Genomic DNA, 17,718 nt, shown 5'->3' with positions numbered 1-17,718 from the left:
ATCAAAATGTTCTTAAACTCCTTGCCAACAAATTTTGCCGCATTAGAAGTAGGTCAACATCTTTATTGGCAAATTGGAAATATAAGACTTCACGGACAAGTTTTTTTAACTTCTTGGATCCTATTAGGTGCTTTATTAGTTTTCATCTCTGTAGGGACAAAAAAAATGGAAAATGATCCTAAGGGATTGCAGAATTTACTTGAATTTTTATGGGACTACATCAGAGATCTTTCAAGAACTCAAATTGGTGAAAAAGTTTATAGAGATTGGATGCCTTTTATAGGAACTCTATTCTTATTTGTGTTTGTAAGTAATTGGGGAGGAGCGCTTATACCTTGGAGATTAATAAAATTACCAAGTGGAGAATTAGGAGCTCCAACAGCTGACATTAATACAACGATTGCATTGGCATTGTTAGTTTCTCTATCCTATTTCTATGCTGGGCTTAGTAATAAGGGTTGGAGATATTTTGAATATTATGTTCATCCAACACCTATAATGTTGCCTTTTAAGATTCTAGAAGACTTTACTAAACCTTTATCTTTATCCTTTAGGCTTTTTGGAAATATTCTTGCTGATGAACTTGTTGTTGGTGTTTTAGTTTTTCTAGTTCCCCTGGTTTTACCCATTCCTGTAATGTTTCTAGGGTTGTTCACAAGTGCAATTCAAGCATTAATCTTTGCTACACTTGCTGCTTACTACATAGGAGAAGCCGTAGAAGAACATCATTAGTTTCTCTTTAATACATTCAGACTCTTTTACAAAGGGCCTGTAATCTGGCAAAATATTTAATCGCGTAGGTCTGAAAAATTCAGACCCATTCTTAAAAAAAAAAGAATGTCCAAGCGTGTTAGACAAAAAGATTTATCACAAGCATTAAGCTCTTTATTTCAAAATTATGGATTCCATTACTTCCGCTGCATCTGTTGTAGCTGCTGGCTTAGCAGTTGGCTTAGGCGCTATTGGCCCGGGCCTTGGACAAGGTAACGCAGCTCAAGGTGCTGTTGAGGGTATTGCCCGCCAACCTGAAGCTGAAGGTAAAATCAGAGGAACTCTACTTTTATCTTTCGCTTTCATGGAGTCATTAACAATCTATGGATTAGTTGTTGCTCTAGTATTACTTTTTGCGAATCCTTTTTCCTAAAAGTTAATGTTGCTTTTAATTCTTATTAGCAATATTTAAAAATAATTTTTTAATTTCAACTGAAAGATATGTTGGCCTTTGATTTTTTTGGTGCTACTGAAGGTGGTTTATTTGATATAAATGCCACTTTGCCTCTCATGGCAATACAAGTAGTCGCTCTTACTTACATACTAAATTCTCTTTTTTTTAAGCCAGTAGGCAATGTTGTTGAAAAAAGAGAAAAATTTGTAAGTAACAATATTATGGATGCCAAAAATAAACTTTCAGAAGTTGAAAAATTAGAAGCTGATTTATTAAGTCAGCTCCAAAGCGCTCGCTATGAAGCTCAAAAGATTGTGAGCGAAGCTGAGAATGAATCTGATAAGCTTTATAAAGAGGCTCTTGCACTTGCTAATGATGAAGCAAACGCTTCTAAGGAAAAAGCAAGGTTAGAAATAGAAAATCAGACATCTTCAGCTCGTGACCAGCTTTTTAAGCAAGCTGATGACTTAAGCGAACTTATTGTTAATAGATTAATTCTAGAAAAATGAATTTACCTCTTCTAGCTACAGAAGGTTTTGGATTAAATCTTAATTTATTCGAAACTAATGTTCTTAATTGGGCTGTAGTTGTTTTTGGCCTTTATAAATTTTTACCAGGCTTTCTAGGGAAAATGCTTCAAAAAAGAAGAGAGGGAATTCTTCTTGAATTAAAAGATGCAGAAGACCGACTTCTTAAGGCTACACAAGCTTTAGAGAAAGCAAAGACTGACTTATCTTTAGCAGAAGAAAAAGCTGGTCAAATAAAAGCAGATTCTCTTAAAAGATCTGAATCAATCAGGATGGAAAGTGAGAAAAAAGCCATTGAAGAGATGGCACGAATAAAACAAAGTGCAATCTCTGATGAAAGCTCAGAAGCCTCAAGAGCGATTTCTCAACTTCGAAAAGAAGCTGTTGAATTAGCTATTAAGAAAGCTTTAGATTCTCTACCAAATAGACTTGATCAAACAACTCAAGAAAATTTGGTAACTCAATCCATAAATAATATTGAGATGAATTAATGCCACTTTTAAATTCCGTTACTACCCCATACGCAGAAGCCTTACTTCAGGTTGTTAGTGAAAACGATCAAACTGAAGAAATGGTTAAGGAGGTAAAACAACTACTATCCTTAATAAATGATTCCCCTGATCTAGAAAAAACATTATCTTCTCCAGTTTTAGAGACAGATACTAAGAAAAAAATAATAATTGAAATTTTTTCAGAAAAGATTAATTCTTCTCTTCTAAATTTTTTAAAACTATTAGCTGATAGGCAAAGAATTGGAATTGTAACTTCAATTCTCGATAGATTTTTAGAAATTTACAGAGAAAATAGTAATATTGCTTTGGCAACTGTTACTTCTGCTGTTGAGCTTACTGATGATCAAAAAGGTTTAATTACCAAAAAAATTATCAATATAGCTGGAACTGAAAAATTAGAACTTGTAACTAAAATCGACCCATCCCTCATTGGTGGTTTCGTCGCGAGTGTAGGATCTAAAGTAATTGATGCTAGTCTTGCCTCTCAAATTAGAAAGCTTGGTTTGTCACTATCCAAGTAAATTCAAAATCCAACCTTAAATTCTTAAATCCATGGTATCTATACGCCCTGATGAAATCAGCTCAATCTTAAAACAACAGATAACTGATTATGACCAATCCGTAAATGTAAGCAATGTAGGAACTGTTCTACAAATTGGTGATGGCATTGCAAGAATATACGGCTTAGATCAGGTCATGGCTGGTGAATTATTAGAATTTGAGGATGGGACTGAAGGTATAGCTCTTAATCTTGAAGACGATAATGTCGGTGCAGTTTTGATGGGTGAAGCTTTGGGTGTACAAGAAGGAAGTAATGTAAAATCAACAGGAAAAATAGCATCTGTCCCAGTCGGAGAAGCTATGAAGGGGAGAGTTGTTAACCCTTTAGGGCAGCCAATAGATGGAAAAGGTGAGATTCCGACAAGTGATAATAGACTTATTGAAGAAATGGCTCCAGGAATAATTAAGAGGAGATCAGTGCATGAACCTATGCAAACTGGTATCACTTCTATAGATGCGATGATACCTGTGGGGAGAGGTCAAAGAGAATTGATTATTGGAGATAGGCAAACTGGAAAAACTGCTATCGCAATTGATACGATAATTAATCAAAAAGGCCAAGACGTAGTCTGCGTCTATGTAGCGATTGGTCAGAAATCTGCATCAGTAGCAAACGTTGTTGAAGTTTTAAGAGAAAAAGGAGCTCTTGAATATACTGTTGTGGTAAGTGCTGGAGCCTCTGAAGCGGCAGCTTTACAGTATTTAGCTCCTTACACTGGAGCTGCAATAGCTGAGCATTTCATGTACCAAGGCAAAGCTACTCTTGTTATTTATGATGATTTAACTAAGCAGGCACAAGCTTACAGACAAATGTCTCTTCTTTTGAGAAGGCCACCAGGAAGAGAAGCTTATCCTGGAGATGTTTTTTATTGTCATAGCAGATTACTTGAAAGGGCAGCAAAATTATCAGACGATATGGGTGGTGGATCAATGACAGCTTTGCCAATTATTGAAACTCAAGCTGGAGATGTCTCAGCATATATTCCAACAAATGTCATATCAATTACTGATGGACAAATTTTCTTAAGCGCAGATTTATTTAACTCAGGCTTAAGACCTGCAATAAATGTTGGTATTTCAGTTAGTAGAGTTGGTGGAGCTGCACAAACAAAAGCAATTAAGAAGATTGCTGGAACACTAAAATTAGAATTAGCTCAATTTGATGAATTAGCAGCATTTTCTCAGTTCGCTTCTGATCTCGATGAGGCTACTCAGCAACAACTTGAAAGAGGTAAAAGATTAAGAGAATTGCTAAAACAAGCACAATTCTCACCGTTAAATCTTGCTGAACAAGTTGCAGTTGTCTATGCAGGTGTTAAGGGGCTTATTGACGAGGTACCTGTTGAAGATGTAACAAAATTTGCTGCTGAACTTAGAGAATACCTCAAGTTAAATAAAGCGGAATTTATTGAGGAGATTCTTAAAGAGAAGAAACTTAATGAAGGCTTAGAAACAACTTTAAAAGAGGTAATAAAAGAAGTTAAATCCTCAATGCTTGCCACAGTTTAAATTTATTCTAAGGAGATATCATGGCAAATCTTAAAGAAATCAGAGATCGAATTGTTTCTGTTAAAAATACTAGAAAAATAACAGAAGCCATGAGATTAGTTGCGGCTGCAAAGGTGAGGAGAGCACAAGATCAAGTACTAAAAAGTAGACCTTTCGCTGACAAACTTGCCCGTGTCCTCGAGAATATTCAATCTAGGGTTCAGTTTGAAGCTGTAGATTCTCCTCTGTTATCCAAAAGGAACGTAAAAAAAATCTCCTTAGTTTGCATAACTGCCGATAGAGGTTTATGTGGGGGATACAATACGAACATAATTAAAAAGGTTGAAATTAGGTACGCAGAGTTGATCAAACAAGGTTATGAACCTAACTTGATTTTAGTTGGCAAAAAGGCAATAGGTTATTTCCAAAATAGGAAAGATAGATACGTAATAAAAAGTACATTCAAAGAGCTAGAACAAGTACCAACAGCTATAGATTCTGAAGGAATAACTAATGATGTCTTAGCCGAATTTTTATCAGAAAACTCAGATAGGGTAGAGATTATATATACCAAATTCATCACTCTCGTGAGTTGTGCCCCAGTTGTGCAAACATTGTTGCCATTAGATCCTCAAGGAATTGCTGAGGATAATGATGAGATTTTTAGATTAACTACAAAAAATAGTAAGTTACTCGTTGAAAAATCAAATATAGAAAAGAATGATTCAGATAAATTACCTTCTGATATTGTTTTTGAACAAAGTCCTGATCAGTTATTAGATTCCTTATTACCTTTGTACTTACAGAATCAGATTCTTAGAGCGCTGCAAGAGTCAGCTGCTTCAGAACTTGCCTGTAGAATGACAGCTATGAATAATGCGAGTGATAATGCTAAAGAATTAGCAAGTACTCTAAACCTTACCTATAACAAAGCAAGACAAGCTGCTATAACTCAGGAAATACTTGAAGTAGTTGGAGGTTCAGCAGTCTAGCGGAATCTTTAAAAATGTCGGAATATAATATAAAAGTTGAATTAGAAAAAAAGACGTATGTTTTTTTATGTCCTGAAGATCAAGATATAATATCTGCTGCTAAAGCTAATGGAATTGATTTACCAAGTAGTTGTTGTTCGGGAGTATGTACAAGCTGCGCCTCAATGGTGATTGATGGATCAGTTGAACAAGAGGATGCAATGGGTTTAAATGATGATTTGAAGGAAAAGGGTTTTGCTCTTTTATGTGTTGCGTATCCAAAATCTGATCTACATATTATTATCGGCGATGAAGTTGAAGATAATCTATATAATAATCAATTTGGTAAATATCAAATATGAACTTAAAAAAGGTTGATTTTTATTTAGATTGGCCAGGATCAAAAAACATTATTCATTTGAGGAGATTTATTACTGAAAATCTTATGAAAAAAGGGGAAGTTATAAGATGGTCTATCGAAGATATTAAAGATTCAGTAGAGTCCCTTAATATAAAAAAAATAAGAATTAAGGCTGTTTTAGTAAATCCAGTGAATTCAAAAATATAATTCAATGTCAATATCCCCCACAATATTTATTATTCCAACAGGAATTGGATGTGAAATAGGAGGATTCGCTGGTGATGCCCTTCCTGCTGCAAAATTATTAGCATCTGCGAGTGGATGTTTAATTACTCATCCAAATGTCATGAATGGGGGATCTCTTTCTGAACAGAATAAAGATATTTTTTACGTGGAAGGTTATAGTTTAGATCGATTTGCTAAAGGAGAAATTGGTCTCAAAAGTGTAAAACAGCAGAAAATTGGAATAATTTTTGATTCAAGTATTGAACATGAAATATTAATGAGACATTTACAAGCCGCAGATGCTTGTGTCGCAACTTTAGGGATTGATGTTGATTCATATGTTTTAACAAAAGAACCGCTAGGAATAGTTATTGAGTCTGAATTACAAGGTATAAGCGAAGGTTTGATTGAAAATCCCGATACTTTAATTGAAGCAGGAGAAAGGCTTATAGAGAAAGGGATAACTGCAATAGCGATAGTAGCCAAATTCCCTGATAATACTGATTTGATTGAGACAAATTCATATAGGGAGGGAAAGGGGGTAGATCCTATTGCTGGAGTGGAGGCTGTAATAAGTCACTTGATAAGTAAGTATCTCAAAGTCCCCTGTGCACATGCACCTGCATTAAGTCCAATTGAATTGAACGAAAATTTAGATCCTCGTGCTGCTTCAGAAGAAATAGGATATACATTTTTGCCATCAGTACTGATTGGATTAAGTAATGCACCAGATCTTATAGAATTGAATGATAACAATGAAAATATAACCTTACACCCAAGTCATATCGAATCTATTGTTGTTCCAAGTGGGGCATTAGGAGGAGAAGGAGTATTAGCTTGTATTGAGAGAGGTTTAAATGTAATCTCTGTAAAAAATAAAAATATATTAAATCTTGGAAATCATAATTTAAATTATCCCAAACTCATTGAAGTGGATAGTTACTTCGAGGCTGCAGGCTTAATTCTTGCTCTTAGACAGGGAATTAATCTAAAATCAATTAAAAGACCGTTGAATAAAGTCCAAGAATTAAATTTTAAGAAATAGCTTTTTTAATTAGAGATTGCAATTGGTACTCTCCAGTCACTACCAAGTGATTGACTACTTAGTTTTAGTATTGGAGGAGCTTGCTTTCTTTTGAATTCGGCTTTTTTAATAAGTGTAATTATTTTTAAAATTTGTTCTTTGGTATGACCATCTTGTTCAAGAAGTTGTAAATCTTTTTTTTCTTCAATAATTCCCTTCAGAATTTTATCCAATAAAGAGTATGGAGGTAGTGAATCAGTATCAAGTTGATCAGGACCAAGTTCAGCGCTTGGAGGCTTATTGCAGATTTGATCGCCTATTATTTTGACTTTGGTATCTAATTTATATGCTTTTCTATGTTCTATTGAATCTTTACTATCAAGCCATCTACACAATTTAAAAACGTTAGTTTTATATAAATCACCTATTACAGATAATCCTCCATTCATGTCACCATATAAAGTGCAATATCCAACAGCTAGTTCTGATTTATTACCTGTTGAAAGTAACAAATGATTTTCTTGATTAGCTAAAGCCATTAAGAGAGTACCCCTTATCCTTGATTGAATATTTTGATTTGTTATTCCTTCTGTTTTGAAGTTTAAGCTTTCTATAAAAGATTTTTCAAAAGAGGACATAATATTCTCAATTGAAATTGTATTTAAGTTTATGTTTAGTCTTGCGACTAAATCTTTTGCATCGATTTTAGAATGCTCTGAGCTCCACTTTGAAGGCATTGAAACGCAAAAAATTTTTTCACTTCCTAATGCAGCAGTTGCAATTACTGAAACTAATGCTGAATCAATTCCTCCGCTTAGGCCAATTAAAGCGGATCTAAATCCGCATTTTTTAGCATAGTCTTTTACTCCTAAAACTAAAGCATCAAAAACTGAAGAAATTTCAGAAGAGATTTTTTCGTCTACTAAATTTAAATTTTCGTTAATATCCCAACTAGAGGTATCCTCTGAGAACGATTTTAATTGTTTAATTTTTGATCCATTTTTATTCATAATGAAACTATTTCCATCAAAAATTAAATCATCATTTGCCCCTATCTGGTTAACATATATTAAGGGGACTTGAAGATATTTAGCAGCAAAACTTGAAATTTTATTTCTTAAATTGAATTTTTTGAACGTATAAGGAGAGGCAGATAAATTTAATAAAAGATCAATTTTTTTGCTTTTTAAATCTATAATCGGATTCTTTTTATGAATACCTCTTCCTTCTATATTTTCATTAACCCATAAATCTTCGCATATAGTTATTCCAAGCTTATAAGTTTTGTTTTTTATTGTTTTGGAGATTACAGATACTCTTTGCTCAGATCGAAAGTATCGTTTTTCATCAAATACTTCATAAGTTGGGAGAATAATTTTACGTGCAATTGTTTTCCATTTGCCACGCTCAATAAGAACAATAGAATTATAAAGATTTGGGAAAAAAGAATCATCAATCTTTTCTGCAATCCCTACCGCAACACTTAAATTCCCATATTTTTTAAAAATTGATATGGATAATTGATCTAAAATAGAATATTGTCTTTCAATTAAATTTTTTTTTAGAAGTAAATCTTTAGCAGGATAACCCCATAATGATAATTCTGGGGTGAGAACCATATCAGCACAATTTGAATATGCTTTACCAGTTTCAGTAAGTATTTTTTTCGCATTCCCCTCTAGATCTCCCACAATTGGATTCAATTGTGCAATGAAAAAATTCATTCAACTACCTAATCGTTTTATATAAGTTATTCTTCTTCACTATATCGATTAATGATTCAGGTAAATCAGAATAATTATTATTTAATCTAACCATTGAACTAGAAATATTGGGAATGTTTAATGAAGAAATTTCAAAGATAACTTTATTAATTTTTAACATTTTAAGAGTCTTAGATTCAATTGGATATCCTTCCCTTTTGATGATAAGTAATTTAACTGCATGAATAATCTTATCAAAATTTTTCCATGAGAAAATTTCCGTAATTAAATCACTTCCTATTACAAAATCTACTTTACTAGAGGGATAATTTTTTTGACATTCTTCAATAGATTCGATAGCCCATTGGCTACTTATTTTTTGATTAAAAATGATTTTAGGATTATTTATATCTTTTATAAGTGATTTTAATAAAAGGTTTCGAAAGAAAATATTTTCTTTATGCTTTTTTTTTGGATTATCACTTGCATAAGCAATAACACAAGAATAAATGTTTGATAATTCTTCAAGTATTTTTTTGTGACCAATGGTTGGTGGATCTGCACTAGTCCCAAATAAGGCAATTCGATTTTTAGTATCAAATTTCAAGGTAGAAAAATAGAAAAATTATTATCTAACTTTTTACTAGATAAATAAATCTTTGTATAATCAAAAATCTCAGGTTCTTTAATTGCGATTTTTTTGATTATGTGAGATGGATCTAAAAGATATCCTTTACTTTTTCTAAATATTTCTTTAGCGGCTAATTTACCAACTATTTTTGTTGAGCGAACCGATATAGCTGCTTGTACAATAGCAATAGGTCCGTAGGGTAATAATGATAAACCATTTGTAAAAGGAGCAGTGGCCAAGAAAATTTTACGCAATAAATTAAAAGATGTATTTATACCAACTTGAGTGGCTCCAAGGAAGATATTATTTATAGAAATCTTTTTGATGATTTTTCGTACTGATTCACCTTTAAGATTTAATCCATAAACTTTGCTCAACTCACTAACTAATGCAGTATCTAATGCAAAACCTCCTGCAATATCAAGCAAAATCAATGGATTCAATGCTACACCTGATGCTTTTATTGTTGCAAATTTACCTATAATCGATTGAGCTTCGCGTTGTCTTTTTTTTAATCTTTGTTCTTTTATTTTTAAGAATAATTTATCAGCTAATTGAAGAGAGTTTAAAGTCAATAGACTTTCTCCATAATTATTAATTAACTCACTTAACTGGTTCCTAATATTATTTTTCGAATTTATTATTATCGGGATTTTTATATATTGTGGAAGTTTTAACCTTATATTTTTTAAAATTTCTTTTAAATCATGCCCTTCCCACATATCAATTTTATTAAAAACAAGAATAATTTTTTTCCCATTCTTAATAAATGAATTGATTTGAGATACTTCATTTCTGTTTATATCTCCAGTTATTGTAAATAAAATTAGTTCTGAACTATTGATTTGCGAGAATATATTTTCTGGATCTTTGATGTCACAAAAATCAAAGCCTGGAGCATCAATTAATTCGATTGTTCTTAGACTTTGATGCTTGAAATTCCACTCTTCCCTTTCAATATTTTTTGTGGTCCCATTTATAATGCCTGTCTTAAATACGTTTTTATTTAATATTAAATTCAAAATAGAGGATTTACCAACTCCTGCTTTGCCATATATTCCAATTCTTAATTGCTTTTCGTTAAGTCTGAAAAGTTGTTGATTTAAAGAAATAATTTCATTGTTTAAATTACATTTTTCATAGTTTGTAAGATCAATACTTTCCCACCATTTTTTCAAAAGTAAATAACTTTTATCAATATTAATTTGCTTCATTTTTATTCTTTCCACCAACCTGCCAATACCGAGAGCACAGCTTCTGATCCGATTATTCCCACGAATCCTCCAAATTCATCTACTACTACTTTCACTCCTTTATGATCCTTGTCAAATCTTGTTAACAACTTGTCTACTTTTATCATTTCCGGGATGTAGTCGACAGGATCACATAATTCAGATATTAATTTTTTATTTTCTCCTTTGATAAGACTAGTTAGTAAGTTCTCACGTTTAGCTATCCCTTGTATTTTGTCAACTTTATCTCCCAAAACAACCCACCATGGAGAATTATTTGAAATTATAAGTTTGGAAATTTCATCAAGATTTGAGGACCCATCAAGACTAGGCGCTGACACTCTTGGGATCATTAAATCTTTCGCTTTTAAGTCATTTAATTGAAAAACCTTAAGTATCATTTCTGCTTCATCAGCCTCTATAAATCCCTTCTGTGAGCCTATTTTCGCCATTTGTCTAATCTCTGCTTCATCAGTCGATATTTCGTTCTCCGCAGTTATAACAGGAAATAATTGTTCTATTAATAATAAAAATGGCCTCATTAAACTATTTAACATCCTCAAAATAGGAACAGAAAACATGGCTATTTGTAGGGAAAATCTTGTACCTAATGCTTTTGGAAGTACTTCGCCAAGTAATACAACTAATACATAAAAAGCGATTGAAAATAATGTTAATCCCAAACTACTTTTAATTATTAGTGCCCCATAGACTCCTAAAAGGAGACTACCAATTATGTTAAACCCATTATTAGTTATGGTAATTACAGTTAAAGTTCTCCCAAGATGTTTTCTAAGTTTAAGTAGTTGATTTGCAGAACTCTTGGGTTTTTGTTTTGATGCTAATTCTAAAATCCTTATTGAATTGACTGCTAAAAAAGCTGCTTCTACTCCTGAACAACATGCTGAACCTACTAAAATTATAATTATAAGTAAAATTAGAATGTAGACATTTGGTTCCATTAAAAAGATTAGTTTTTAAATATCTTCTAATTCATTCTTCCATTTTTTTATAAAATTCGCCAATCCAAAATTTTATGTTTAAACCTGACTGTAGAGTATTTGAAGAAAGAAGAGAAATTTTCTTCAAAAAATTAAATGGCAAAGCTGCTATTATTCCAAGTTCTAGCTTGGTTAGGCATCATGCAGATTGTGAATATCCTTTTAGACAAGACAGTAATTTTTGGTATCTGACTGGCTTTGATGAGCCTGATTCTATTGCTCTTTTCTTATCTCATAAGCCAAAAGGGGAAAGGTTTATTTTGTTTGTTGCTCCAAAGGATATTTTAGGTGAGGTATGGCATGGCTTTAGGTGGGGAATAGAAGGTGCCGAAAGAGAATTTAAGGCTGATAAAGCTCATTCAATTAATGAGTTTAAGGATCTGCTTCCAGTTTATATCGGTGAATCAGAAGAGATTGTTTATTCAATTGGTAAACATAGCAAAGTTGAAAAAATTGTTTTGGAAATATTTTCTCAACAACAAGAAGCTAGGTCAAGGGTAGGAATAGGAGCAAATTCTATAAAATCGCCTGAAATATATCTCAATGAAATGCGCTTAATTAAAAGTGATTTTGAAATAAATAGAATGAGAGAGGCTACTCAAATTTCAGCTGAAGCCCATGAATTAGTAAGGGAATCTATTTCATCAAAGAAAAATGAAAGACAAATTCAAGGATTAATAGAAGGATTCTTTTTAGAAAAAGGTGCAAGAGGTCCTGCTTATAACTCTATCGTTGCTTCAGGTGATAATGCATGCATTTTGCATTACACATTAAATAACTCTGAGCTGAATAATGGGGATTTATTATTAGTAGATGCAGGTTGTTCATTAATTGATTATTACAATGGTGATATTACAAGAACTTTTCCTATCGGTGGTAAATTTTCTAAGGAGCAGAAACTTATTTATGAAATTGTTTTAGAAGCACAAAAAAATGCAATCAAAAATTCTGTTAAAGGATCTAATTCTACTAACGTTCATAATATTGCTTTGAGAATTCTGGTAGAGGGATTAAAAGAAATTGGACTATTAAGAGGAGATACTGATGGAATAATTGAAAACGGATCTTATAAACATTTATATATGCATAGAACTGGACATTGGCTTGGTTTAGATGTTCACGATGTTGGTGCATATAGGATGGGAGAATATGATGTTCCCTTACAGAATGGGATGATACTTACTGTCGAACCAGGTATTTACATAAGTGACAGAATTCCCGTTCCAGAAGGTCAACCTACTATTGAAGAAAAATGGAAAGGTATAGGAATAAGAATAGAAGATGATGTCCTTGTAAATGAAAAAGAGCCAGAAATTCTTAGCTTCGCCGCACTTAAAGAAATTTCTGATTTAGAGTATTGAATATTTGACTTTTACAGTTAATAGATTTAATTTTTTAAGATAATTAAAAATTTTAACATGGATAAAACTAGTTCTTATGATTCTAAATTATCTCAAGCAAGAGGCTTGGCTAGTCAACTTGGAATGTTTGCAGAAGAAAATGATATTCCTAAAGATCTTTGGGATTCTTTAGAGGCAAAAATTTATGATTTTTATGAAGTATCAAGAGAAAGATAAGATTAACTTTTAGTGATAATCAATAAATAAAAGCAAGAATTTTTGATCAAAATGATCAATTAGTGACCATTAACTGATAAATTATAAAAATAAATCTAATATTACTGAATGACTTCATCAGATAAGGGTAATGAGAATGCTAAGGAGCAGCAAGAACAAAAAAATGTTTCTCAAAAATCAAAAATAACCTCACCAAATGCAGGGATGATGGGAGCAAACGCCGTTTTAGCGGCTGCTAAAATTGATGAAGATGGAGTTCCCACAGGCTATACTCCAAAACCAGATGAGGGTAGATTTATTATCAAAATCTTATGGTTACCTGATAATGTCGCATTGGCAGTAGATCAAATAGTTGGAGGAGGTTCAAGTCCATTAACTGCTTACTATTTTTGGCCAAGAGATGACGCATGGGAAAAATTAAAGAGCGAATTAGAGAATAAAAGTTGGATTACAGATAATGAAAGAGTTGAAATATTGAATAAAGCTACTGAAGTAATTAATTACTGGCAAGAAGAAGGTAAAACGAAAAAATTGGAAGAAGCAAAGCTTAAATTTCCTGAAGTCGCTTTCTGTGGGACTGCTTAAAATTTAGTTTTTTGAAGCTTGAATTCTTGCCTCAGCTTTTGAGACTTCATTAAGGGCTTTAATCTTTTCTGAGCTTTTCTCATTTTCGGGAAATTTACTAATTGCGGATTTTGCTTTTTTAAGAGCATCTTCAGCATTTTGGATATTAATTTCGGACCCAATTTCAGCGCTGTTAACAAGAACTATAACTTCATCTGACTCTATTTCAGCAAAGCCACCCATTAAAGCTATAGATTTCCATTTGGAATTCATTCTTAGTCTTAAGACACCAATATCGATAGCCGTTACTAAAGATATATGTCCAGGGAGTACCCCAATTTGACCAGTGGTGCTTGGAAGAATTACCTCTTCAGCATCACCTTCGTAAACATTCTGATTTGGAGCTAAAACCTTGAGTGAAATTGCCATGAATTTAAATTTTTAAAGAGATTAAAATTATTTATGAAAGTTGATAATTTATTTTTCTTCTTTTATTTTTTCTGCCTTTGCTTTTACTTCATCGATATTACCTACCAAGTAAAAAGCTTGTTCGGGTAAATCATCCAGTTCACCAGCTAATATCATATTAAAGCCAGCAATTGTATCTTCTAGTTTGACATATTTACCAGACATTCCTGTGAAGATTTCTGCTACGAAGAAAGGCTGAGATAAGAATTTTTCAATTTTTCTCGCTCTGCTTACTGTCAATCTATCTTCTTCAGATAATTCATCTAATCCAAGAATCGCGATAATATCCTGGAGCTCTTTGTATCTTTGTAAGGTTGATTGAACCGCGCGAGCTGTCTTGTAATGTTCATCACCGACTACTGAGGGTTGAAGCATCGTGCTGGTTGAATCTAGAGGATCAACTGCTGGATAAATACCCTTTGCAGCGAGACCTCTAGCAAGAACGGTTGTAGCGTCTAAGTGTGCGAAAGTTGTAGCGGGAGCAGGATCAGTTAAATCATCCGCTGGAACATATACTGCTTGAATTGATGTAATGGAACCCTCTAAAGTTGATGTAATTCTCTCTTGTAATGCTCCAACATCAGTTCCTAGAGTTGGTTGATACCCAACAGCAGAAGGCATTCTTCCTAACAGAGCAGAGACTTCAGAGCCAGCTTGTACAAATCTAAATATATTATCTACAAAAAGAAGCACATCTTGCTTGTTTACATCTCTAAAATGTTCAGCCATAGTTAATGCCGATAAGCCGACTCTCATTCTTGCACCTGGGGGCTCATTCATTTGGCCGAAGCACAACGCAACTTTAGATTGAGATAAATCATCTGCATTGATGACACCTGACTCCTTAAATTCTTCGTACAAATCATTCCCTTCTCTCGTTCTTTCACCAACTCCTCCAAAAACTGATACACCACCATGCTCTTTGGCAATGTTATTAATTAACTCTTGTATTAGTACTGTTTTACCTACCCCAGCTCCTCCAAACAAACCAACTTTTCCACCTTGCCTATAAGGGGCCAATAAGTCGATGACTTTAATTCCAGTTTCGAAAACTTTAGGCTTAGTTTCTAAATCAGTTAATTTAGGGGCTGATCTATGAATTGGCGCGATATCTGAAGTATTTACTGGACCTTGTTCATCTACTGGTTCACCTAATACGTTAAATATTCTTCCTAAAGTCGCCTCTCCTACAGGAACTGATATTGGAGCACCTGTGTCAGTCGCCTCCATGCCTCTTACAAGGCCATCTGTGCCGCTCATAGCAACAGCCCTTACTCTATGATCCCCAAGTAGTTGTTGAACCTCTGCGGTGAGCGCTATGTCTTGCCCTGCTGGATTTTTGGCTTCTATTCGTAAAGCATTCAAAATTTTTGGTAATTTACCAGCTGGGAATTCTACATCCAGAACTGGACCTATGACTTGACGTACTACACCTTTTGCTGGTGCTGAAGTTGATGGAGTTGCTACCATTTTTTATTGACTTGGTGAGGATTAGCTGATTTTAGAACAGCTCATAATGCGAAATATTACCATCCCGAGGGTATATTCGTTAACTGGGTTCGGCCAACCGCACAGTTAAAGAGTGGTTTAATTGCTGCTTAACAGATTATGTTATTTACCATACGGTTTGAGTAATACTCTCACCAGACTTTTGACGCATTGCGTCGCATTTATGATCCACCATTAATCTATGGCAGCTGTTTCACTTACAGTCTCTACAGTCAAACCACTGGGAGATAGAATATTTATCAAAGTTTCCGAATCTGAGGAAAAAACTGCTGGTGGCATCCTTTTGCCCGACTCAGCTAAAGAAAAACCACAGGTAGGAGAAGTTGCTCAGGTCGGCCCTGGGAAGCTCAACGACGATGGTTCTCGACAAACTCCCGAAGTGAGTATTGGCGATAAAGTCTTATACAGCAAATATGCTGGAACTGACATCAAATTGGGAGGAGATGAGTACGTCTTACTTTCAGAAAAGGATATATTAGCTGTAGTTGGCTAATTTATTTGTTTCAAAAATTATTAAAACTTATTATTAAATTACTTGCCTAACATGGCTAAAAGAATTATTTACAACGAGCAAGCTCGTAGAGCGCTTGAAAGAGGCATTGATATCCTTGCTGAGTCTGTAGCTGTAACGCTTGGACCAAAAGGAAGAAATGTTGTCTTAGAGAAAAAATTTGGGGCCCCTCAAATCATTAATGATGGGGTAACAATCGCAAAAGAAATTGAATTAGAGGACCATATTGAAAATACTGGTGTTGCTCTAATCAGACAAGCTGCTTCAAAGACAAATGATGCTGCAGGTGATGGTACCACCACCGCGACTGTTTTAGCTCATGCAATGGTAAAAGCTGGCTTAAGAAACGTAGCAGCTGGTGCTAACGCAATTACGCTTAAAAAAGGTATTGATAAAGCTACAGAATTCTTGGTTGGCAAAATTGAAGAGAATTCAAAGCCGATTAGTGATAGCACTGCTATAGCTCAATGTGGAACTATAGCGGCAGGTAATGATGAGGAAGTTGGCGAAATGATTGCCAACGCAATGGATAAAGTTGGCAAAGAGGGTGTTATTTCTCTCGAAGAGGGAAAATCAATGACCACTGAGTTGGAAGTTACTGAAGGAATGAGATTTGATAAAGGTTACATTTCTCCATATTTTGCGACAGATACTGAGCGTATGGAGGCAGTTTTAGATGAGCCTTACATTTTACTCACTGATAAAAAAATCGCTTTAGTACAAGATTTAGTACCAGTTCTAGAGCAAATAGCTAAAACAGGAAAGCCACTAGTGATCATCGCAGAAGATATTGAAAAAGAAGCTTTAGCAACTTTAGTAGTAAATAGATTAAGAGGTGTACTTAATGTTGCTGCAGTTAAGGCTCCAGGATTTGGGGATAGAAGAAAAGCAATGCTTGAAGATATGGCTGTTTTAACCAATGGTCAACTAATTACTGAAGATGCAGGCTTAAAATTAGAAAACGCAACTTTAGAGATGTTAGGCACCGGTAGAAGAATCACTATCAACAAAGAGACAACAACTATTGTCGCTGAGGGTAATGAAAAGGCTGTTACTGCAAGATGCGATCAGATTAAAAAGCAAATGGATGAAACGGACTCTTCCTACGATAAAGAAAAACTTCAGGAACGTTTAGCTAAGCTGGCTGGAGGTGTTGCAGTTATCAAAGTCGGTGCAGCTACTGAAACTGAAATGAAGGATAAAAAACTTCGTTTAGAAGATGCTATTAATGCAACAAAAGCTGCTGTTGAAGAGGGAATTGTTCCCGGAGGTGGTACGACTTTAGCTCACTTGGCTCCGATTCTTAAGGAATGGGCTGATAAAGCTTTATCTGGAGAGGAATTAATAGGAGCTAACATTGTTGAGGCCTCATTAACATCTCCGCTCATGAGAATTGCCGAAAATGCCGGTTCAAATGGAGCAGTAATTGCTGAAAATGTTAAATCAAAACCATTCAATGATGGATTTAATGCAGCTACTGGAGATTATGTAGATATGTCTGCAGCTGGAATAGTTGATCCTGCAAAAGTTACTCGTTCAGGATTACAGAATGCAGCATCTATAGCAGGAATGGTACTTACCACTGAATGCATAGTCGCTGATTTGCCAGAGAAAAAAGATGCAGCACCTGCTGGAGCTCCAGGAATGGGGGGAGACTTCGACTATTAAATAACTAAAATTTTTAGTTT

At 34.1% G+C, this 17,718-nt stretch carries 21 protein-coding genes; 15 read left to right on the top strand and 6 right to left on the bottom strand.

What is annotated here, in order from left to right; translation table 11 throughout:
• The first annotated feature begins 6 nt into the window (after positions 1-6).
• The 10 genes from atpB (at position 7) to TX50_RS07785 (ending at position 6,855) form a co-directional block, all read left to right on the top strand.
• Entirely contained in the window at positions 7-732 is a 726-nt protein-coding gene (gene atpB / locus TX50_RS07830) for a F0F1 ATP synthase subunit A (RefSeq protein WP_011133084.1), read from the top strand.
• A gap of 166 nt (positions 733-898) precedes the next feature.
• Positions 899-1,144, top strand: a complete 246-nt coding sequence (gene atpE / locus TX50_RS07825) for an ATP synthase F0 subunit C (protein WP_002805169.1) — start codon at positions 899-901, stop codon at positions 1,142-1,144.
• Between the two features lie 68 nt (positions 1,145-1,212).
• Positions 1,213-1,674, top strand: a complete 462-nt coding sequence (locus TX50_RS07820) for a F0F1 ATP synthase subunit B' (RefSeq protein WP_011133083.1) — start codon at positions 1,213-1,215, stop codon at positions 1,672-1,674.
• Complete coding sequence (locus TX50_RS07815) at positions 1,671-2,183, top strand: F0F1 ATP synthase subunit B (RefSeq protein WP_011133082.1); 513 nt, start codon at positions 1,671-1,673, stop codon at positions 2,181-2,183. Before TX50_RS07820 ends, TX50_RS07815 begins: the two co-directional genes overlap by 4 nt.
• Positions 2,183-2,725 carry an ATP synthase F1 subunit delta gene (gene atpH / locus TX50_RS07810; protein ID WP_011133081.1) on the top strand — a complete coding sequence of 181 codons (543 nt, stop codon included), beginning with the start codon at positions 2,183-2,185 and terminating at the stop codon, positions 2,723-2,725. The genes TX50_RS07815 and atpH overlap by 1 nt, the downstream gene beginning before the upstream one ends.
• A 31-nt stretch (positions 2,726-2,756) precedes the next feature.
• Positions 2,757-4,274 (top strand): F0F1 ATP synthase subunit alpha, encoded by a 1,518-nt coding sequence (gene atpA / locus TX50_RS07805; protein WP_011133080.1) that lies wholly within the window; start codon positions 2,757-2,759, stop codon positions 4,272-4,274.
• Positions 4,275-4,294: 20 nt separating this feature from the next.
• Positions 4,295-5,245 carry a F0F1 ATP synthase subunit gamma gene (locus TX50_RS07800; RefSeq protein WP_011133079.1) on the top strand — a complete coding sequence of 317 codons (951 nt, stop codon included), beginning with the start codon at positions 4,295-4,297 and terminating at the stop codon, positions 5,243-5,245.
• 14 nt (positions 5,246-5,259) lie between these two features.
• Positions 5,260-5,586: a 2Fe-2S iron-sulfur cluster-binding protein gene (locus TX50_RS07795; protein WP_011133078.1), complete on the top strand. Its 327-nt coding sequence runs from the start codon at positions 5,260-5,262 to the stop codon at positions 5,584-5,586.
• On the top strand, positions 5,583-5,792 hold the full coding sequence (locus tag TX50_RS07790) for a hypothetical protein (protein ID WP_011133077.1): 210 nt from the start codon (positions 5,583-5,585) through the stop codon (positions 5,790-5,792). The genes TX50_RS07795 and TX50_RS07790 overlap by 4 nt, the downstream gene beginning before the upstream one ends.
• A 4-nt stretch (positions 5,793-5,796) precedes the next feature.
• A complete protein-coding gene (locus TX50_RS07785; RefSeq protein ID WP_011133076.1) occupies positions 5,797-6,855 on the top strand; it encodes a DUF3326 domain-containing protein in 1,059 nt (352 codons plus the stop codon).
• A 5-nt stretch (positions 6,856-6,860) separates the two neighbouring features.
• Here the strand turns inward: TX50_RS07785 and TX50_RS07780 are convergent, their stop codons facing one another.
• Genes TX50_RS07780 through TX50_RS07765 form a run of 4 tightly spaced genes read right to left on the bottom strand, consistent with a single transcriptional unit; the run spans position 6,861 to position 11,362 of the window.
• Complete coding sequence (locus TX50_RS07780) at positions 6,861-8,558, bottom strand: NAD+ synthase (protein WP_011133075.1); 1,698 nt, start codon at positions 8,556-8,558, stop codon at positions 6,861-6,863.
• A gap of 4 nt (positions 8,559-8,562) precedes the next feature.
• Positions 8,563-9,144: a nicotinate-nucleotide adenylyltransferase gene (locus TX50_RS07775; protein ID WP_011133074.1), complete on the bottom strand. Its 582-nt coding sequence runs from the start codon at positions 9,142-9,144 to the stop codon at positions 8,563-8,565.
• Positions 9,141-10,382, bottom strand: a complete 1,242-nt coding sequence (locus tag TX50_RS07770) for a GTP-binding protein (RefSeq protein WP_011133073.1) — start codon at positions 10,380-10,382, stop codon at positions 9,141-9,143. Before TX50_RS07770 ends, TX50_RS07775 begins: the two co-directional genes overlap by 4 nt.
• A gap of 2 nt (positions 10,383-10,384) precedes the next feature.
• Complete coding sequence (locus TX50_RS07765; RefSeq protein ID WP_011133072.1) at positions 10,385-11,362, bottom strand: CNNM domain-containing protein; 978 nt, start codon at positions 11,360-11,362, stop codon at positions 10,385-10,387.
• 74 nt (positions 11,363-11,436) lie between these two features.
• Between TX50_RS07765 and TX50_RS07760 the strand changes: the two genes are divergently transcribed.
• The 3 genes from TX50_RS07760 (at position 11,437) to TX50_RS07755 (ending at position 13,563) form a co-directional block, all read left to right on the top strand.
• Entirely contained in the window at positions 11,437-12,762 is a 1,326-nt protein-coding gene (locus tag TX50_RS07760) for an aminopeptidase P N-terminal domain-containing protein (protein ID WP_011133071.1), read from the top strand.
• Positions 12,763-12,819: 57 nt separating this feature from the next.
• On the top strand, positions 12,820-12,978 hold the full coding sequence (locus tag TX50_RS09850) for a hypothetical protein (protein WP_011133070.1): 159 nt from the start codon (positions 12,820-12,822) through the stop codon (positions 12,976-12,978).
• Between the two features lie 108 nt (positions 12,979-13,086).
• On the top strand, positions 13,087-13,563 hold the full coding sequence (locus TX50_RS07755; RefSeq protein ID WP_011133069.1) for a 30S ribosomal protein PSRP-3: 477 nt from the start codon (positions 13,087-13,089) through the stop codon (positions 13,561-13,563).
• Positions 13,564-13,566: 3 nt separating this feature from the next.
• Here the strand turns inward: TX50_RS07755 and atpC are convergent, their stop codons facing one another.
• On the bottom strand, positions 13,567-13,971 hold the full coding sequence (gene atpC / locus TX50_RS07750; RefSeq protein WP_011133068.1) for an ATP synthase F1 subunit epsilon: 405 nt from the start codon (positions 13,969-13,971) through the stop codon (positions 13,567-13,569).
• A 48-nt stretch (positions 13,972-14,019) separates the two neighbouring features.
• Entirely contained in the window at positions 14,020-15,480 is a 1,461-nt protein-coding gene (atpD, locus tag TX50_RS07745; protein WP_011133067.1) for a F0F1 ATP synthase subunit beta, read from the bottom strand.
• A 220-nt stretch (positions 15,481-15,700) separates the two neighbouring features.
• Between atpD and groES the strand changes: the two genes are divergently transcribed.
• Positions 15,701-16,012 carry a co-chaperone GroES gene (gene groES / locus TX50_RS07740; protein WP_011133066.1) on the top strand — a complete coding sequence of 104 codons (312 nt, stop codon included), beginning with the start codon at positions 15,701-15,703 and terminating at the stop codon, positions 16,010-16,012.
• Positions 16,013-16,063: 51 nt separating this feature from the next.
• The gene (gene groL, locus TX50_RS07735; protein ID WP_011133065.1) at positions 16,064-17,698 is read left to right on the top strand and encodes a chaperonin GroEL; all 1,635 of its coding nucleotides are present in this window, start codon (positions 16,064-16,066) and stop codon (positions 17,696-17,698) included.
• Positions 17,699-17,718: the final 20 nt, after the last annotated feature.

This window comes from Prochlorococcus marinus subsp. pastoris str. CCMP1986 (assembly GCF_000011465.1).
GTDB classification, from domain to species: domain Bacteria; phylum Cyanobacteriota; class Cyanobacteriia; order PCC-6307; family Cyanobiaceae; genus Prochlorococcus_A; species Prochlorococcus_A pastoris.
The sequence above is the reverse complement of the archived record's forward strand: the minus strand, read 5'-3'. Positions and strand labels throughout refer to the sequence as shown.